We start from the raw sequence: 18,783 nt of genomic DNA, 5'->3' as shown, positions 1-18,783 counted from the left end.
TACGCACCACAGAACCAGGATCCCGATGTCTTCTGCCGTGCGCTTCGGCGTCAACTACACGCCCAGCCAAGGGTGGTTCCACCACTGGCTCGACTTCGACCTCGACTCCGTACGCGCCGACCTCGACTCGATCGCCGAGCTGGGCCTCGACCACGTCCGGGTGTTCCCGCTGTGGCCGTACTTCCAGCCCAACCGGACCCTGATCCGCCCGCGTGCCGTCGAGCAACTCGTTCAGCTCGTCGACGCGGCCGGTGAGCGCGGGCTCGACGTCAACGTGGACGGTCTGCAAGGGCACTTGAGCAGTTTCGACTACCTGCCGGCCTGGACCCGCACCTGGCACCGGCGCAATCTCTTCACCGACCCGGACGTCCTCGACGGCCAGGCCGCCTATCTGCGTACGCTCGCCGCCGCCCTCGCCGACCGCCCGAACTTCATCGGCATGACCCTCGGCAACGAGGTCAACCAGTTCTCGGCGGGCCCGCATCCGGACCCAGACCGGGCGACGGAGGGGCAGATCGAGGCCTGGCTGGAGCGGATGCTCGCCGCCTGTGCGGAGGGTGCGCCCGGCAAGCCGCATCTGCACGCCGAGTACGACGCGACCTGGTACCAGGACGACATGCCGTTCACCCCGGCCCAGGCCGCCCGCCGCGGCGCGATGACGGCCGTCCACTCCTGGGTCTTCAACGGCACCGCCCAACGCCACGGGCGTAGTTCGGTGCCGAGCGAGCATCACGCCGCCTATCTCGTCGAGTTGAGCAAGGCATGGGCCGACGAACCGCACCGGCCCGTCTGGCTCCAGGAGGTCGGCGCGCCCCAGCCGCTCGTACCCGCCGAGCACGCGGCGGCCTTCGCCGAGGCGACCATCGCCAACGCCCTTGACTGCCCCGACCTCTGGGGCATCACCTGGTGGTGCTCCCACGACGTGTCCCGCGACCTCGCAGACTTCCCCGAACTCGAATACGGGCTGGGCCTGTTGACCAACGACCGGCAACCCAAGGACATCGCGCTGGTGCTGGCAGAGGCGGCCCGTGAGCCGACGTACACACCCGCCACCCGCACCACGGCGCTCGTCGTGCCCGCCGATCCGGCGGTCCGCTCGGTCTGCGCTCCCGGCGGGCCGGTCTTCGACGCCTACTTCCGACTCGTCGCCGACGGAGCCCGCCCGGCGACCGTTCTCGACGTGCGCGTGGACGACAAGGAACACCTCGCCGCGCGCGGCATCACCGAGGTCGTCACTCCCGACCAGGTACTCCCCACCCCACAAGGAGACACCAGCTCGTGAACCCCGGACGCCCCACCAGACGCACCGTCCTCCTCGCCGGCGCGGCAGCGACCCTCCTGCCCCAACTGCCCACGCCCGCCCTCGCCGCCCAGCAGCAGGCCGAGGCCAGCGCGACCCCGCCGTACGCCAGTTACTGGTACCCGGACTCCCTGCCCTCCGGCACCCCGGGCACCGGCATCACCTGGAACAGCCTGAAGACCTGGACCGCCGCCTCGGACACGGACCTCGCCTTCAACGCCGCCGCCGTCCCCCTGGCCGCACGCTTCACCCCGACCCCCGCGAACAGCACCGCGCGCTCCGGGCAGGCCCGCATCCAGTCCCTGGTCTCCTTCGGACCGACGTCGAGCAACCCCTCCCAGGGCGCGGCCACCGCCGACTACTACGCCCTCACCCACTGGTCCTACCTCGACGAACTCGTCTTCTGGGGCGGCTCGTCGGGCGAGGGCATCATTCTCGCCCCGAACGCCCCCATCGTCGACGCCGCCCACCGGCACGGCGTGCCCGTCCTCGGCAACATCTTCCTGCCGCCCGTCGCCTACGGCGGACAGCTCCAGTGGACCCGCGACCTGGTCCAGAAGGACTCCGCCGGGCACTACCCGCTGGCCGCCCAACTCGTCGCGGTCGCCGCCGCGTACGGCTTCGACGGGTGGTTCGTCAACGCCGAGACCAGCGGCGGGAACACCGCGCTCGGCACGGACATGCAGGGCTTCGTGACCGAGTTGAAGTCCCTCGCCGCCGCGCAGGGGCAGCGGGTGACCTGGTACGACGCGATGACCGTGAACGGGACGGTCAGTTGGCAGGGCGCGCTGAACACCTCGAACCAGGCGTTCTTCCAGGCCGCGAACGACATGTTCATCGACTTCCGGTGGAGCGCGAGCACGCTGGCCGCGTCCGGGACGAAGGCGGACGGGCTCGGGCGCAGCCGCTACGAGTTGTGGGCGGGCGTCGACGTCGAGTCCAACGGGTCGAATTCGTCGGTGAGTTGGGACGCGATGGTGCCGATGACCAAGGCGCACATCACGTCGATCGGCTTCTACCGGCCCGAGTGGACGCGCAACCACCTGCCCGCGACCCGCACCCCCGGTGACTTCCACGCGGCGGACGACCGGTTCTGGACCGGCCGCTCGCTCGACCCGTCGACGCCGGACAGCACGGACCCTTGGCGGGCGCCGGCGGTGTCGGTCGCGGACCGGTCGACGGTGGGCGGCGCGCTGCCGTTCGCGAGCGTCTTCAACACCGGGCACGGGCTGCGCTGGTACGAGGACGGGGCGGTCACCTCGGACGCGGCATGGAACCACCTGGGGCTCCAGGACCGGCTGCCGTCCCGGCGGTGGGCGGTACGGACGGCGGGACAACGGCCCACTGTGACCCTCGACTTCGCGAACGCGTGGCGGGGCGGCAGCAGTGTGCTGGTCTCGGGTGTACTGGATCAACCGACCACGGTGGATCTGTACGGTTCACAGCTGGCGATCGGTGTTGACACGGTTGTCGACCTGACGTTCCGCACCGACACCGGCACTGTGAACGTCGAGTTGGCCGTCGCCACGGCCGAGCCGAGCACGGCGGGGTCGACACCGCCGTACACATATCTGCCTGTGAACTCGGTCGACGATGCGCAGGCGGTGCAGGCCGTCAACGGCTGGCAGACGGTGACCGTGCCGCTCACGGGGCTCTCCGGCACGTTGCACGCGATCGGTGTACGTCTCACCGCGGCCGACGCGAGCGGGAGCACTGTGAACTGGCGGCTCGGCGGTCTCGCTGTTCGCGATGTCAACGACACCGAGCCGCCCGGGGCCCCCTCCAACCTGCGGATCACCGCCGCCACCGGAGGCAACCTGCGCTTCGCCTGGGACGCCGCGCTCGGCGCCGTACGCCACTACACGCTCCACCGCCTCCTGCCCGACGGCACCAGGCGCTTCCTCGGCGGCACCTGCCAGCGCGCGTTCTACGTCGGCGGGCTGGTGGCCGAACAGGGCGAGCCGGCGGCGTGGTTCGAACTGCGTGCCACAGGGGAGCTCTACACAGCGTCGGCCCCCGTGACCGTCTCGTACACCTGGTAACACCCGTAACCCCACCCGCAACCGAGCTACGGAGCACCCCACATGCATGACGACCGCAGCCTGGTCGAAGCCCGCCTCAAGCGAGTCCTCGAAGAGCGCATCCGCCCCGCCGTGTACCCCGAGTCAGTGCCGCTGGAGGTGGCCGTCTGGCACGCGCCCGGTGAGCCGGTGCCCGTCGCCGAGGGGCTCGCTGCCGTACCCGAACCGATCGAGGTGGGTGCCCGGTGGGGTGCTCCATGGGGGACCAGTTGGTTCCGCGTCACCGGGACCGTCCCTCAGGAGTGGGCCGGGAAGACCGTCGAGGCGCTGCTCGACCTCGGCTTCGACGAGAACATGCCAGGCTTCCAGTGCGAGGGCCTCGTCTACCGGCCCGACGGCACGCCGGTGAAGGGCCTCAACCCGCGCAACCAGTGGGTCCGCATCGGCGCGCCGGTCGCCGGCGGCGAGGAGGTGCGGCTGTACGTCGAGGCCGCGTCCAACCCCGTCGTCCTCGACTACCACCCCTTCCTGCCCACGCAGTTGGGTGACAAGGAGACCGCCGGCAGCGAACCCCAGTACACGCTCACCCGCATGGACCTCGCCGTCCTCGACGAGAACGTCTGGCAACTCGTCCTCGATCTCGAGGTCCTCGGCGAGCTGATGGCCGAGCTGCCGGTGGACTCAGCCCGCCGGTGGGACCTGCTGCGGGCCATCGAGAAGGCGCTGGACGCCGTGGACCTCCAGGACGTCAACGGCACGGCGGAGCGCGCCCGTTCACACCTGACGGCCGCCCTGTCCACGCCCGCAGTCCCGTCCGCGCACCGGATCAGCGCCATCGGGCACGCCCACATCGATTCCGCGTGGCTGTGGCCGCTGCGGGAGACGGTCCGCAAGGTGGCCCGTACGACGTCCAACATGACCGCGTTGCTGGAGGACGAGCCCGACTTCATCTTCGCCATGTCGCAGGCCCAGCAGTGGGCCTGGGTGAAGGAGCACCGGCCCGAGGTGTGGGCGCGGGTCAAGAAGGCGGTGGCGGACGGGCGGTTCGTGCCGGCCGGTGGGATGTGGGTGGAGTCGGACACCAACATGCCGGGCTCGGAGGCGATGGCCCGTCAGTTCGTGCACGGGAAGCGGTTCTTCCTCGACGAGTTCGGCATCGAGAACGAGGAGGCCTGGCTGCCCGACACCTTCGGCTTCGCCGCCGGGCTCCCACAGATCATCAAGGCAGCCGGCTCCAAGTGGCTGCTGACACAGAAGATCTCCTGGTCGCAGACGAACAAGTTCCCGCACCACACCTTCCGTTGGGAAGGCATCGACGGCACCCGGATCTTCACCCACTTCCCGCCCGTCGACACCTACAACTGCTCCATGCAAGGTCGCGAAATCGCCCACGCGGCACGCAACTTCAAGGACAAGGGAGTCGCCCGGCACTCCCTCGCGCCCACCGGCTGGGGTGACGGAGGCGGCGGCACGACGCGCGAGATGGTCGCCAAGGCGGCCCGCCTGCACGACCTTGAGGGTTCGGCGACCGTGGCCTGGGAGACCCCGAAGGAGTTCTTCGAGAAGGCCGAGGCGGAATACCCCGAACCCCCGGTCTGGGTCGGGGAGTTGTACCTCGAACTCCACCGCGCCACCCTCACCAGCCAGGCCAAGACCAAGCAGGGCAACCGCCGCAGCGAACACCTCCTGCGCGAGGCCGAGCTGTGGGCGGCCACGGCAGCGGTCCGGGCCGGATTCCCTTATCCGTACGAGGACTTGGACCGGATCTGGAAGACGGTGCTGCTGCACCAGTTCCACGACATCCTGCCCGGCTCGTCCATCGCCTGGGTGCACCGGGAGGCGCGGAAGACGTACGAGGGGCTGGCCGCCGAGCTGAACGGCATCATCGACGCGGCCCAGCGTGCGCTGGCGGGGGAGGGATCGCGGGAGTTGGTGTTCAACTCGGCGCCCCACACCCGCGACGGCGTCCCCGCGGGCGGCGCTCAGCTTCCGGCAGTCCAGGGCGAGACGGCACTCGCGTCACGGGTCGGCGGCGGACACGTCCTGGAGAACGGCCTGCTCCGCGTCGAGATCGATGCCCGCGGCCTCGTCGTCTCCGCCTACGACATCGAAGCCGACCGCGAGACCATCGCCCCCGGCCGGGCCGCCAACCTGCTCCAACTCCACCCGGATTTCCCCAACATGTGGGACGCCTGGGACGTCGACGAGTTCTACCGCAACACGGTCACGGACCTCACGGACGCGGAGGAGGTCGTCGCCGAGGGGACAGCGGTGCGGATCGTACGGTCCTTCGGCGCGTCTCGCGTGACCCAACTGCTGTCCCTCGCCCCAGGGGAGCGGCGGCTGCTCATCGACACCGAGGTCGACTGGCACGAGACCGAGAAGTTCCTCAAGCTCGCCTTCCCGCTGGACGTGCACGCCGAACGGTACGCGTCCGAGACCCAGTTCGGGCACTTTCACCGCCCCACCCACACCAACACCTCGTGGGAGGCGGCCAAGTTCGAGGCCTGCAACCACCGCTTCGTCCACCTGGAGGAGCCCGGCTGGGGCGTCGCCGTCGTCAACGACTCGACGTACGGCCACGACGTGACCCGTACGGTCCGTACCGACGGCGACTCCGGTACGACCACCACGGTCCGCGTCTCCCTCCTCCGCGCCCCGCGCTTCCCGGACCCCGAGACCGACCAGGGCGTCCACCGCTTCCGGCACGCACTGGTACCGGGTGCGGGCATCGGCGACGCGGTGCGCGAGGGCTGGCGGATCAACCTGCCGGAGCGACGGGTCACGGGCGGGCAGGAGGTCGCCCCGCTCGTGAGCGTGGACCGGGACGCGGTCGTGGTCACCGCGGTGAAGTTGGCGGACGACGGGAGCGGGGATGTCGTGGTCCGGTTCCACGAGGCCCATGGGGGACGGGCCAGGGCGACGCTGACGATGGGTTTCCCCTTCGACTCCGTGGAGGTCACCGACCTGCTGGAACGTCCGTCGGCCGATGCCAAGGAGGTGACTCGCGAGGGCGAGCAACTCGCCCTGCGGCTGCGGCCGTTCGAGCTGGTGACGCTGCGGCTCCGACGTTCCTGACCCGGTACGGCTTTCGCCGGCGGCCGTGATCGCCCGATGATGTGGCGATGAGACGAAGAACGGCCGTCGGTCAGGCCTGGGCCTCGCAACCGGATCCGCTACTGGCGCTCGCCCGCCAGGAGTTGGAGTTCTACGCGGGGGCGTGCGACCGGGCGAGGTGGTTGCACTACACGACGGAACTCGGTGCCCTCGCCGCCACGTCCGCGACGGTCGTGGCGGCGGGCCTGCACGCGCCCGCCTGGCTTACCGCCCTCATCGCAGGCGGCGCCGTCTTCTTCACCGGCATGCGCCAACTCTTCAGCCCGGGTTCGCGTTGGGTCCTGGCGGCACAGGCGCGGGAGTCGCTGCGACGGGCGATCGACCACTACCTGTTGCTCCCGCAGGCCGAGCGCGACGCGGATGCGCGGGCCGCGCTGCACCGGGCGGTCGACGAGGTGGGCACCAGCGAACTGCGGGGATGGGCGGAGGTTCAGGGGCAGAGGGGGGAACCGCCGCGGCCTGCCTCCGGCGGTTGAGGGCTGGGGCAGGGCGGATTTCCGCTGCGGGTGTGTGGGGGCTGGTCGCGCCCGCGCGGCGGAGCCGCATATCGATGCAGCCCCGCGCCCCTGGAGGACTCGCCCCTTCGAGGCTCAGTCCTCCAGGGGCGAGTGTTCGCCGTGGGACCGTCACGCCCAGCACGGCCGTATGCCAGGGCGACTGAACCCCGCTCCTAGGGCGCGAGTTGCGCCCGCAGCCACTCCTCGACCTCGCCTACATGCGAAGCCGCCGCCGCCCGTGCCGCCTCCGGGTCGCGTGCCACCAACGCCCGGTGGATGGCGGCGTGTTCGCGGCGGGTGCGGGCGAAGGCGCCCTCCTCCTGGTAGCCGCGCCAGACGCGGGCGCGGAACGTCCTGGACGAGAGGCCCTCCAGGATCGCGGCCATGGTCTCGTTACCGGCCGCGGCCGCGATCTCGCGGTGGAAGGCGAGGTCGTGGGCGAGGATCTCCTCGGGGTCGTCGGTGGCGTTCATCGCCGTGAGGTGCTTCTCGACCTCGGCCAGTTGGTCCGGCGTGATGCGCGCAGCGGCCAGTGCCGTCGCCGTCGACTCCAGGATGCGGCGGACCTCCAGCAGCTCCACCAGACCCGGGCCGCGTGAGAGGTCGGCGACGACACCGAAGGTCTCCAGCAGGTCGCCGGCCTCCAACTGCGTGACGTAGATGCCCGAACCGTGCCGGGCCTCCAGTACGCCCAGCACCGTGAGCGCGCGGATCGCCTCGCGCATCGAGCTGCGGGAGATGCCCAGTTGGGCCGCGAGATCGCGTTCGGTCGGCAGGCGCTGGCCCGGCTCCAGGCGGCCCTCGCCGATCAGCGCCTTGATCGAGTCGATGGCGCGCTGCGTCACCGTGCCCTTCGGCGGAGCGGCCACCGGGTCCGTCTCACTCGGCAGGGTCTCGTCCACGCCACTCCTCCTGTCGCCGGTCCGCGCAGTCTAGTCACGGATGTGGTCGGACCACTACGGCCCGAAACTGCGAATTTTTGGCTCCTGAGGGTGTTGCAGCCCCGAAGTGGTCTGATAAATATTCCGGCAACTGCTCGAACACGCTCGATGAGGAGCCCGACAGATGGCCGGCAGCACAGTGCGGAACGGACGGCAAGGCAGACGACTGACCGCGTGGGCGGTGCGTGCGACGGCAGCGGCCGCGTGCGGCACCCTCGCGCTCACGGCATGCGGCAGCACCAAGGACACCGGTGCCTCCAGCGCCGGCGGCAGCAGTGGTACCGGCAAGGTGGGGGTGATCCTGCCCCTGCTGACCTCGCCGTTCTGGCAGTCGTACAACGACTACGTGCCGAAGATGGCGAAGTCCGAAGGCGTCGACGCGCTCAAGACGGTCAACTCCAACAGCGACCCCTCGCAGCAGATCACCGACATCAACAACGAGCTGAACCAGGGCGTCAAGGGCCTGGTCGTCGCCCCGCTGGACAGTGCCGCCATCGAAGCCGGCCTCGACCAGGCCGAACGCAAGGGTGTCCCGGTCGTCGCGGTCGACGTGGCGCCCGACAAGGGCAAGGTCGCGATGGTCGTACGCGCCGACAACGTCGCGTACGGCGAGAAGGCCTGCGAATACCTCGGGGCGCACATCACCAGCGGCAAGGTCGTGCAGATCATGGGCGATCTGGCGTCCGTCAACGGCCGTGACCGGTCGGAGGCGTTCAGGGCCTGCGTCAAGGAAAAGTACCCGAAGCTCAAGGTCCTGGAGATCCCCGCCAAGTGGGAGTCCGACACCGCGGCCTCCAAGCTCGACACGCTCCTCAACGCCAACCCCGACATCAAGGGCATCTACATGCAGGCGGGCGGCGTCTACCTCGCGCCCACCCTCCAGACCCTCAAGTCCAAGGGCATGCTGAAGACGGCGGGCAAGGCCGGGCACATCGTGATCGTCTCGAACGACGGCATTCCGCAGGAGTTCGACGCGATCCGCAAGGGCGAGATCGACGCCACCGTGTCCCAACCGGCCGACGCCTACGCCAAGTACGGCATGTACTACATCAAGGCCGCGATGGCGGGGAAGACCTTCAAGCCCGGCCCCACCGACCACGACTCCACGATCGTCAAGCTGCCCAGCGGCATCCTCGAGGACCAGTTGCCCGCGCCCCTGGTCACCAAGGACAACGTCGACGATCCCAAGCTCTGGGGCAACACGGTCAAATGAGCAGCCCACTGACCACTCCGCTGGTGGAGGCGACGGGAATCGTCAAGCGGTACGGCCCCACCGTCGCCCTCGCCGACGGTCAACTGACCGTGCTGCCGGGCGAGTCCCACGCCCTCGTCGGCCGCAACGGCGCCGGCAAGTCCACCCTCGTCACCGTCCTCACCGGACTACAGGCCCCCGACGAGGGCACGGTTCGTTTCGACGGCGAGCCGGCGCCCCCGCTCACCGACCGCGACGCCTGGCGCAGCAAGGTCGCCTGCGTCTATCAAAAGCCCACCGTGGTCCCCGAGTTGACGGTCGCCGAGAACCTCTTCATAAACCGTCAGCCGACCTCCCGCGGCGGAATCATCAGCTGGCGCAGGCTCCGCACCGAGGCCGCCGAACTCCTCGACACCTGGGACGTGCACGTCGACCCGGAGGCGCGCACCGCCGACCTCAAGGTCGAGGACCGCCAAATGGTCGAGATAGCAAGGGCGTTGAGCTTCGGTGCCCGGTTTATCGTCCTCGACGAACCGACCGCCCAGCTCGACAACCGGGAGATCGAGCGCCTCTTCACCCGCATGCGCGCACTCCAGGAGTCGGGCGTCACCTTCCTGTTCATCTCGCACCACCTCCAGGAGGTGTACGAGGTGTGCCAGACCGTGACCGTGCTGCGCGACGCCCGTTGGATCACGACCGCACCGGTCGCCGACCTTCCGCGCCAGGCCCTCGTGGAGGCCATGGCGGGGGAGTCGATCGCTGAACTGGAGGTGCAGCTCAGGGAGTTGGACGACGCGGCACCCGTTCTCCTCGACGCACGAGGGCTCACCTCCGAGTCGTACGAGAACGTCGACCTCACCGTCCGTCGCGGCGAGGTGGTCGGACTCGCCGGGTCCAGTGGCAGCGGCAAGGTCGAGCTGGCCGAGTCCTTCACGGGGCTGTACACGCCGACCGCCGGAACTGCCCAACTCGACGGCGAGAAGCTGCCGTTCGGGGATGTGCAGGCCGCGCTCAAGGCCGGTGTCGGGTGCGTACCGCGTGACCGGCACGGGCAGGGGCTGGTCTTCGGCATGTCCATCGGGGACAACGCCACCATGACGGTCCTGGACCGGCTCGGCCGTTTCGGGTTCGTCGGCACCGAGCGCAAGCGCGCGTTCGCCACCGAGCTGATCGACCGCCTCGACATCCACACCGAGGGCCCCGAACAGCCCGTCTCCGACCTGTCCGGCGGCAACGCGCAGAAGGTCGTCATGGCCCGCGCGCTCGCCTCCGACCCGAGGCTGCTGGTCCTCATCAACCCCACCGCGGGCGTCGACGTGAAGTCCAAGGAGTCACTGCTCGCCCGTATGGACAGCGCCCGCGACGACGGCACCGCCGTGCTCGTCGTCTCCGACGAACTCGACGACCTGCGGCGCTGCGACCGCGTCCTCGTCCTCTTCCACGGCCGTGTCGTCGCCGAGCACCCGGCGGGCTGGCGCGACCACGAGCTGATCGCCTCCATCGAAGGAGTGGACCATGGCTGACACCAAGGCGGCCCCGCCGCTCGCCGCCCCCCGCGCCACCGGGGCGGGCTCGGCCCGCACGGTCCTGCTCCGCCGGGCCCGCGAACTCGCCCTCGTACCAGCCCTGTTGGTGCTCCTGGTGCTGGGCGCGATCGTCAACGACTCGTTCCTCACCGAACGGAACCTGATCTCCATCCTGGGCGCCTCCGCCGCGCTCGCGATGGTGGTCCTCGCCGAGTCGCTGATCCTCATCACCGGCAAGATCGACCTGTCGCTGGAGTCGGTGGTCGGCATCGCGCCCGCCATCGGCGCCCTGCTGGTCCTGCCGACGGCCGAGTCCGGCTGGGGCACGGAATGGTCGGCGCCGCTCGCCCTCGTCGCGATCCTCGTCGTGGGCGGGATCATCGGCGCCTTCAACGGCATCCTCGTGGTGAAGTTCAAGCTCAACGCCTTCATCGTCACCCTCGCGATGCTGATCGTGCTGCGGGGTCTACTGGTCGGCGCCACCAAGGGCAAGACGCTGTTCGGGATGCCGGACTCCTTCTTCACCCTGGCCACCAGCACCTTCCTCAACGTCCCGATGTCGGTGTGGCTGGCCGCCGTCTGCTTCGCGGTCGCCGGGTTCGTACTGAAGTACCACCGCGTCGGCCGCGCCCTGTACGCGATCGGCGGCAACCAGGAGGCGGCCCGCGCGGCCGGTATCCGCGTCGACCGGATGCTCCTCGGGGTCTCCGTCGTCGCCGGCGTCCTCGCCTCGGTCGGCGGCATCATGCAGACCGGTTACGTCGGCGCGATCAGCGCCAACCAGGGCAACAACATGATCTTCACCGTCATGGCGGCCGCGGTCATCGGCGGCATCAGCCTCGACGGCGGCAAGGGCACGATGTTCGGCGCGCTAACGGGCGTACTCCTCCTGGGAGTTGTCCAGAACCTCCTCACCCTCGCCCAGGTCCCGTCCTTCTGGATCCAGGCCATCTACGGCGGGATCATCCTGGTCGCCCTCATGATCGCCCGCGTGACGACAGGCCGAGCCCAGGACTAGGACCCCCTCCGGCACCCGCACGGCACCGGATCCCTGTACCCGACCGAAAGGCCTTCCGTGTCCCCGACCCCCGCCCGCGTCATCGCGGTCGACACCTACGACATCCGTTTCCCCACCTCGCGCGAGCTCGATGGCTCCGACGCGATGAACCCGGACCCCGACTACTCGGCCGCGTACGTCGTGCTGCGCACCGACGCGGCCGACGGGCACGAGGGGCACGGGTTCTCCTTCACCATCGGGCGGGGCAATGATGTCCAGGTCGCCGCGATCGGCGCGCTGCGGGACCATGTGATCGGCCGGTCGGTCGACGAACTCTGCGCGGATCCCGGGTCGTTGAACCGCGAGCTGATCGGCGACAGCCAACTCCGCTGGCTGGGGCCCGAGAAGGGCGTGATGCACATGGCGATCGGCGCCGTGATGAACGCGGCCTGGGACCTCACCGCCAAGCGCGCCGGCAAGCCCCTGTGGCAGCTCCTCGCCGACGCCGACCCCGAATGGCTCGTCAGTCAGATCGACTTCAGGTACATCACCGACGCGCTGACGCCCGAGGAGGCGCTGGACATCCTGCGCCGTGGCAGGGCGGGCGCGGAGGGCCGTAGGAAGATCCTGTCGGAGCGCGGCTTCCCCGCCTACACCACCTCCGCCGGCTGGCTCGGCTACGACGACGAGAAGCTCACGCGGCTCGCGGCGCAGGCCGTCGCCGACGGCTTCCGGCAGATCAAGCTGAAGGTCGGCGCCGATCTCGACGACGACATCCGCCGTTGCAGGGTGGCTCGTTCGGTGGTCGGGCCCGACATCCGGATGGCGATCGACGCCAACCAGCGCTGGGACGTGGCCGAGGCGATCCGCTGGACCAAGGCACTCGCCGAGTTCGACCCGTACTGGATCGAGGAACCCACCAGCCCCGACGACGTCCTCGGTCACGCCACGATCCGCGCGGCCGTCGCCCCGGTCAAGGTCGCCACCGGCGAACACGTCCAGAACCGCATCGTGTTCAAGCAGCTGCTCCAGGCCGGCGCCCTCGACATCCTCCAGATAGACGCGGCCCGCGTGGGCGGAGTCAACGAGAACCTCGCGATCCTGCTGCTCGCCGCGAAGTTCGGCATCCCCGTCTGCCCGCACGCGGGCGGTGTCGGACTGTGCGAACTCGTCCAGCATCTCTCGATGTTCGACTACCTCGCCGTCTCCGGCACCACCGACGACCGTGTCATCGAGTACGTCGATCATCTGCACGACCACTTCCTCGATCCGGTGGTGATCCGCGAAGGTCACTACATGGCACCCACCACACCGGGCTTCTCGGCCACCATGCGGCCCGAGTCCATCGCGCGCTACACGTTCCCCGACGGCACCTTCTGGGCCGCCGACCTCGACCGCCAGAAGGGACACGCGGCATGACCGACTTCGAGGGCCTCAAGGCCCTGGTCACCGGCGGCGCCTCCGGCATCGGCCGGGCCACCGCCGAACTCCTCGCCGAGCGCGGCGCATTGGTCGCCGTGCTCGACCTCGACCCCAGCAGCGTCGAGAAGCCGCTGCTCGGCTACCGTGCCGACGTCACCGACGACGCCTCCGTACGGCAGGCGGTGGCGTCCGCCGTCGCCGACCTCGGCGGACTCGACGTGGTGGTCAACAACGCGGGCATCGGCGCCCAGGGCACCGTCGAGGACAACGACGACGAGGAGTGGCACCGCGTCTTCAACGTGAACGTCCTCGGCATGGTCCGCGTCGCCCGGGCCGCGCTCCCGCATCTGCGCGAGTCGTCCCACGCGGCGATCGTCAACACCTGCTCCATCGCCGCCACGGCGGGACTTCCCCAACGTGCCCTCTACAGCGCCACCAAGGGTGCCGTGTACTCCCTCACCCTCGCCATGGCCGCCGACCACCTCCGCGAGGGCGTCCGCGTCAACTGCGTCAACCCCGGTACGGCGGACACTCCTTGGGTCGGCCGCCTCCTCGACTCGGCCTCCGACCCGGCCGCCGAACGCGCCGCCCTCGCCGCCCGCCAGCCCTCCGGCCGCCTTGTCTCGGCGGCCGAAGTCGCGGGCGCCATCGCCTACTTGGCGAGCCCGCTGTCCGGCGCCACCACCGGCACCTCGCTGGCCGTGGACGGCGGCATGCAGGGGCTGCGGCTGAGGCCGGTGGGCCAGTGACCACCCTCGGCGCGAGCGGTGTCGAGGTCGGCGGGCTCGGCCTCGGCGCCGCCCCTCTCGGCAACCTGTTCACCGAAGTCGACGACGAACAGGCGCACAGAGCCGTCGACACCGCCTGGCAGCAGGGCATCCGCTACTTCGACACCGCGCCCCACTACGGCATCGGCCTCTCCGAGCGCCGACTCGGAGCCGCGCTGCGCGACCGCCCGCGCGCGGAGTACACGATCTCCACCAAGGTCGGCCGCCGCCTGGAACCCGTGGACACGGTGACCGGCGACGACCTCGCCAACGGCTTCGCCGTGCCCGCCACACAGCGCCGCGTCTGGGACTTCAGCGCGGACGGGATACGCCGCACACTGGACGCCAGCCTGGAACGGCTCGGCCTCGACCGCGTCGACATCGTCTACCTCCACGACCCCGACGACCATGCCGAACAGGCCTTCCACGAGGGCTATCCCGCCCTGGAGAAGCTCCGCGCGGAGGGCGTCGTCGGCGCGATCGGCGCGGGCATGAACCAGACCGGCATGCTCACCCGCTTCGTCCAGGACACGGACGTGGATGTCGTGCTGTGCGCCGGGCGGTACACCCTGCTCGACCAGAGCGCGCTCACCGAACTGCTCCCGTCCGCCGTCGCACGCGGCAAGTCGGTCGTCGTCGGCGGTGCCTTCAACTCCGGCCTGCTGGCGGACCCGAAACCGGACGCGACATACAACTACGCCCAGGCACCGGCCGAGTTGCTGGACCGAGCCCTGCGCATGAAAGCCGCAGCCGAGCGGCACGGCACGACCCTGCGCGCCGCCGCCCTGGCCTTCTGTGCCGCGCACCCGGCCGTGGCGAGCGTCCTGGTAGGTGCCCGTTCGGAGGCTGAAGTACGGGACTGCGCCGAGCAGTTCGCGGCCCCCGTGCCCGCCGCGTTCTGGCAGGAGCTGCGGGACACGGGCCTCCTGTCGACCGACGCCCCTGTTCCCGATCTCGCCGAGAGACCCTCGGAGGAGCCGTCATGAGAGTCGCCCTGCACACCAAGGTCCGCGCCGACCGCATCGCCGAGTACGAGAGCGCCCATCTCGACGTCCCGAAGGAACTCACCGCCGCGATCCGCGCCGCCGGCGCCACCTCCTGGACGATCTGGCGCAGCGGCACCGACCTCTTCCACGTCCTGGAATGCGACGACTACGCCCGCCTGCTCGCAGAGTTGGACCAGCTCCCGGTGAACGTCGCCTGGCAGGCCCGCATGGCCCAGCTCCTGAACGTGGTGCACGACTACTCCAGCCAGGGCGCCGACGCCGGCCTGCCCGTCGTATGGGAGCTGCCATGACGGTCGACGCCCACCACCACGTCTGGGACCTCTCGGTCCGCGACCAGGACTGGATCACCGGCCCCGAACTCCAGCCCCTGCGCCGGGACTTCACCGTCACCGACCTCGCACCCGAGGCCCGGGCGGCCGGCGTCGACCGGACCGTCCTCGTCCAGACGATCACCGTCGCCGAGGAGACCCCCGAGTTCCTGGCCCTCGCCGACACGCACGACCTGATCGCCGGAGTCGTCGGCTGGACCGACCTCACCCGCCCGGACATCGCCGACGAACTGGCCCGCCTGCGCGAACTCCCCGGCGGGCGTTACCTGAAGGGCATCCGCCACCAGGTGCAGGGCGAGCCCGACCCGAACTGGCTGCTGCGCCCGGACGTACGCCAGGGTCTCGCTGCAGTGGCCCACGCAGGGCTCGTCTACGACCTGCTCGTCCTGCCCCAACAGTTCCCGGCCGCCGTCGAGGTGGCCGCCTCCCTGCCCCAATTGACGTTCGTCCTCGACCACTTGGGCAAGCCACCCATCGCCTCGGGACAACTGGAACCCTGGGCGACATCCCTGCGCTCCCTCGCCGCGCTCCCCAACACGTACTGCAAACTGTCCGGCATGGTCACTGAGGCCGACTGGAAGACCTGGAGCACGGAGGATCTGCACCCCTACGCGGACACCGCACTCGACGCCTTCGGTCCGAGCCGCCTGATGTTCGGCACCGACTGGCCGGTGTGCACCCTGGCGGCAACCTACGGCGAAGTCACCGACACGGCAGGCGAGTTGACCGACGACCTCAGCGCTGCCGAACGCGCCGATGTCTTCGAGGGCACGGCCACCCGCGTCTACGACCTCTGAGTCGCCGTCGCCAACCGCGTGGGCGGCAGATACTCCCGCACGAACGTCCGCTCCCAGCACGCGCCCGTCTCCCGCAACTCCCGCCAACTCGTGTAGCGGTAGCGGAAGAGACGGGCGCGGACATAGTGCGGCGGTTCGTCGGGCGGGAACGGCGAGCGCCGCAGGAGTCGTAGCGTGTCGCGGTCGTTGTCCAGGAGCCGCTCCACCAGGGCGCCGAACCACGGGTCGGCATAACCGGGGGAGAGCGCCGCGAACCACATCATCCAGTCGAGCCGCAGATGGTACGGCGCGAACTGGCGTGGCCAGCGCCGTGGATCGCCGGGCTTGCCCTTGAACTCGTACTCCCGCCAGTCGGAGTCCTCGCGGGGTACGGCGTCGGTCGTGCCCTCGATCACCACCTCGTGGCGGATACGGCTGACGTTGCCGAACGCGCCGTAGGAGTTGACCAGATGGAGGGGGTCGAAGGAGCGGTTCATGATCTGGCGCCGGGAGACCATGTTGCGGACCGGGCGGTGGCTGAGCCACAGCAGCAGGGCGGCGACGGCGAGGACCACGGCCTCGTACCAGAGGGGCGGGCCGGGGACCGGCGGCGGTGTGTGCGGGAACCTGATCGCGGACAGGGCCAGCACGATGGTGATCCAGTTCAGCCAGGAGAAGTTGCCGGACAGGACCAGCCACAGCTGGGTGGCGATCATCAGGGACGCGGCGGCCGTCGCGATCGGCTGAGGGGTGAACAGCAGGACGGGCACGACGAGTTGGGTGAGGTGGTTGGCGGCGACCTCGACCCGGTGCAGCGGCCGGGGGAGGTGGTGGAAGAACCAGCTCAGCGGACCCGGCATCGGCTGCGTCTCGTGGTGGAAGTCCAGGCAGGTCAGCTTCCGCCAGCACGCGTCGCCGCGCAGCTTGATGAGACCCGCGCCGAACTCGACCCGGAACAGGATCCAGCGCAGCAGGAACAGCACGACGACCGGTGGTGCCACCTCGTCGTTGCCGAGGAAGACGGCCAGGAAGCCGACCTCCAGCAGCAGCGACTCCCAGCCGAACGCGTACCAGGTCTGGCCGACGTTGACGATCGACAGATACAGCGCCCACGGCAGCAGCCACAGCAACATTCCACCCCAGAGGGGGAGTTGGGAGTCGAGGCCGGCGGCCAGTGCCGTCGACACCGCGCAGCCCGTCCATGCGCAGATCGCGAAGAAGCGGTCCGTGTAGTGGAGTTGGAAGATGCTCGGGGCCCGCCTGAACGGCATGCGGGCGACGAAGCGGGGGACCGGGAGCATGCCGCGCTCGCCGATCAGCGCGCGGAACTGCAGGGCCGCCGTGAGGAACGCGACCAGATAGACACCGGCCAGCGCCCGCTGGAAGACCAGTCGGCTCAGCCAGTAGTCGGGTGCGGTGAACCACCCCACGACGAACCATCCCACGACGTGCCCTCCTCCCTCCATCGTCGTGCCCCAGTAGACCGTCACTCTCCGCGTTCCATGCCTCCGGTTGCGTAACCCAAGTGGGTGAAGCAGACAATAGTGGCGAATCACCCGGCTTGAGGCGGGAGAACCTGGTGCGCACATCCACCGGAACCATCGCCACGGCCTGCGCGCTGTCGGCGGCACTCCTCGTCGCCGGCTGCGGCGGCGACGGCGGCAAGGACACGAAGTCGAGCGGCGAGGTCTTCCTGCAGCCCGTCGCGGCACAGGGCCCCGACCCGTTCACGGACTCCACGGCCACCGCCGCGAGCGCTCCGCCACGGGTCACCCGAACGCCGCAGTCCACACCCACGCGGACCACCTCCACGCCTCCCGGCCGCATGCGCGCCGTCTCCGGCGCCACGCCCGGCCTGTACGGCGGCACCGCGCGCACCGGCAGTTGCGATGTCGAGCGGCAGATCGCGTATCTCACCGCCGACCAGGCCAAGGGGCACGCCTTCGCGCAGGCCGAGGGCATCTCGCAGGGCGCGATACCCGGCTATCTGCGCGGGCTGACCTCGGTCGTGCTGCGCGCCGACACCCAGGTCACCAACCACGGGTTCCGCGACGCGCAGGTGACCGGCTTCCAGTCGGTCCTCCAGGCCGGTACCGCCGTCCTCGTCGACAACCGGGGCGTGCCCCGGGTCCGCTGCGCCTGCGGCAACCCGCTCAAGGCGGGCGTGGCGAGCGAGGGGACCTCCGGCAAAAGTGGGGGCACCTCCGGCAACAGCGGCCGGCCCTGGTCCGGGTTCCGGCCCGCCAAGGTGGTCGTGGTGACTCCGGCGCCCCAGGTGATCACCAACATCACGATCATCAACGTCGTCGACAACACGTGGATCGAGCGGCCCCTCGGTCATCACGGGCCCCACCACGATCACGTCGTACCCCCGCCGGTCCATGTGACGCCGACACCGGTCCCGAAGCCGTCCCGCCCCTCTCCGCGACCGCACGAGAGCGAGTCCGGCACATCACCCAGCAGCAGTGCGAGCACGTCACCCGGCAGCAGCGCCAGCGCGTCCCCCAGTGACGGCCAGAGCGCCGTCCCGGAGACATCGCCCTCGGACTGCGTCACCCCGACCGTCACCGTCACCCCGGGCGCGATCAGCGCCCCGGCGGCTGCGGTTCCGTCCCCGGGCGCCACGAACTGCCCCGCCGTCACGGCCACCCCGACGACCAGCCCGCCCGGCACCACGCTCACGCCGTCACCGCGCGCCACCACCCCGGGCGCCGGGACGCCCGTACCGGAACCGTCCCAGGACCAGGACTCCCCGGACGAGATCGGCCCGCCGACCGTCCCGGAGACCCCCGACCTGCCCGACGGCGGCGGACTGGTCCCCGACGACACCACCACCGGCAGCATCTTCGACAGCCCCACGAACGTCTTCGACAGCTGATCGCGTCGGGGCG

General features: G+C 70.2%; 15 protein-coding genes. 13 read left to right on the top strand and 2 right to left on the bottom strand.

The annotated features are described in order from the left end of the window. The first annotated feature begins 25 nt into the window (after nt 1–25). The 4 genes from OO70_RS16600 to OO70_RS16585 are packed head-to-tail and all read left to right on the top strand — an operon-like array spanning nt 26 to nt 6,914. Complete coding sequence (locus OO70_RS16600) at nt 26–1,282, top strand: glycoside hydrolase 5 family protein (protein ID WP_106971688.1); 1,257 nt, start codon at nt 26–28, stop codon at nt 1,280–1,282. Beyond that, complete coding sequence (locus OO70_RS16595) at nt 1,279–3,342, top strand: endo-beta-N-acetylglucosaminidase (RefSeq protein WP_043670852.1); 2,064 nt, start codon at nt 1,279–1,281, stop codon at nt 3,340–3,342. Before OO70_RS16600 ends, OO70_RS16595 begins: the two co-directional genes overlap by 4 nt. A gap of 42 nt (nt 3,343–3,384) precedes the next feature. Continuing rightward, on the top strand, nt 3,385–6,399 hold the full coding sequence (locus OO70_RS16590) for an alpha-mannosidase (RefSeq protein WP_043670850.1): 3,015 nt from the start codon (nt 3,385–3,387) through the stop codon (nt 6,397–6,399). Between the two features lie 47 nt (nt 6,400–6,446). Beyond that, complete coding sequence (locus OO70_RS16585) at nt 6,447–6,914, top strand: DUF4231 domain-containing protein (RefSeq protein ID WP_051741293.1); 468 nt, start codon at nt 6,447–6,449, stop codon at nt 6,912–6,914. A 194-nt stretch (nt 6,915–7,108) separates the two neighbouring features. Here OO70_RS16585 and OO70_RS16580 read toward each other — a convergent pair whose 3' ends face one another. Beyond that, nucleotides 7,109–7,837 (bottom strand): FadR/GntR family transcriptional regulator, encoded by a 729-nt coding sequence (locus tag OO70_RS16580; RefSeq protein WP_199827327.1) that lies wholly within the window; start codon nt 7,835–7,837, stop codon nt 7,109–7,111. A gap of 163 nt (nt 7,838–8,000) precedes the next feature. On the opposite strand from OO70_RS16580, the gene OO70_RS16575 reads away from it, so the two are divergent. The 8 genes from OO70_RS16575 to OO70_RS16540 are packed head-to-tail and all read left to right on the top strand — an operon-like array spanning nt 8,001 to nt 15,913. After that, entirely contained in the window at nt 8,001–9,089 is a 1,089-nt protein-coding gene (locus OO70_RS16575; protein ID WP_043670848.1) for a sugar ABC transporter substrate-binding protein, read from the top strand. Then, complete coding sequence (locus OO70_RS16570) at nt 9,086–10,591, top strand: sugar ABC transporter ATP-binding protein (RefSeq protein WP_043670846.1); 1,506 nt, start codon at nt 9,086–9,088, stop codon at nt 10,589–10,591. Before OO70_RS16575 ends, OO70_RS16570 begins: the two co-directional genes overlap by 4 nt. Next, nucleotides 10,584–11,612, top strand: coding sequence for an ABC transporter permease (locus OO70_RS16565; RefSeq protein WP_043670843.1), 1,029 nt, complete (start codon nt 10,584–10,586; stop codon nt 11,610–11,612). The genes OO70_RS16570 and OO70_RS16565 overlap by 8 nt, the downstream gene beginning before the upstream one ends. A 57-nt stretch (nt 11,613–11,669) precedes the next feature. After that, a complete protein-coding gene (locus OO70_RS16560; protein WP_043670840.1) occupies nt 11,670–13,010 on the top strand; it encodes an L-fuconate dehydratase in 1,341 nt (446 codons plus the stop codon). Beyond that, nucleotides 13,007–13,762, top strand: coding sequence for an SDR family NAD(P)-dependent oxidoreductase (locus OO70_RS16555; protein WP_043670833.1), 756 nt, complete (start codon nt 13,007–13,009; stop codon nt 13,760–13,762). Before OO70_RS16560 ends, OO70_RS16555 begins: the two co-directional genes overlap by 4 nt. After that, nucleotides 13,759–14,766 carry an aldo/keto reductase gene (locus OO70_RS16550; protein WP_043670830.1) on the top strand — a complete coding sequence of 336 codons (1,008 nt, stop codon included), beginning with the start codon at nt 13,759–13,761 and terminating at the stop codon, nt 14,764–14,766. Before OO70_RS16555 ends, OO70_RS16550 begins: the two co-directional genes overlap by 4 nt. Continuing rightward, nucleotides 14,763–15,077: an L-rhamnose mutarotase gene (locus tag OO70_RS16545; RefSeq protein ID WP_043670827.1), complete on the top strand. Its 315-nt coding sequence runs from the start codon at nt 14,763–14,765 to the stop codon at nt 15,075–15,077. Before OO70_RS16550 ends, OO70_RS16545 begins: the two co-directional genes overlap by 4 nt. Then, on the top strand, nt 15,074–15,913 hold the full coding sequence (locus OO70_RS16540; RefSeq protein WP_043670823.1) for an amidohydrolase family protein: 840 nt from the start codon (nt 15,074–15,076) through the stop codon (nt 15,911–15,913). The genes OO70_RS16545 and OO70_RS16540 overlap by 4 nt, the downstream gene beginning before the upstream one ends. On the opposite strand, the gene OO70_RS16535 is transcribed toward OO70_RS16540, so the two are convergent. Continuing rightward, nucleotides 15,901–17,322: a lipase maturation factor family protein gene (locus tag OO70_RS16535; protein WP_043672574.1), complete on the bottom strand. Its 1,422-nt coding sequence runs from the start codon at nt 17,320–17,322 to the stop codon at nt 15,901–15,903. The genes OO70_RS16540 and OO70_RS16535 overlap by 13 nt on opposite strands. 149 nt (nt 17,323–17,471) lie before the next feature. Here OO70_RS16535 and OO70_RS16530 point away from each other — a divergent pair, with 149 nt between their 5' ends. Beyond that, complete coding sequence (locus OO70_RS16530) at nt 17,472–18,770, top strand: DUF6777 domain-containing protein (RefSeq protein WP_051741291.1); 1,299 nt, start codon at nt 17,472–17,474, stop codon at nt 18,768–18,770. The last annotated feature ends 13 nt before the right edge of the window (nt 18,771–18,783 follow it).

Origin of the sequence: Streptomyces xylophagus, from assembly GCF_000716435.1 — a bacterium.
Taxonomy (GTDB): Bacteria; Actinomycetota; Actinomycetes; order Streptomycetales; family Streptomycetaceae; genus Streptomyces; species Streptomyces xylophagus.
The sequence above is the reverse complement of the archived record's forward strand: the minus strand, read 5'-3'. Positions and strand labels throughout refer to the sequence as shown.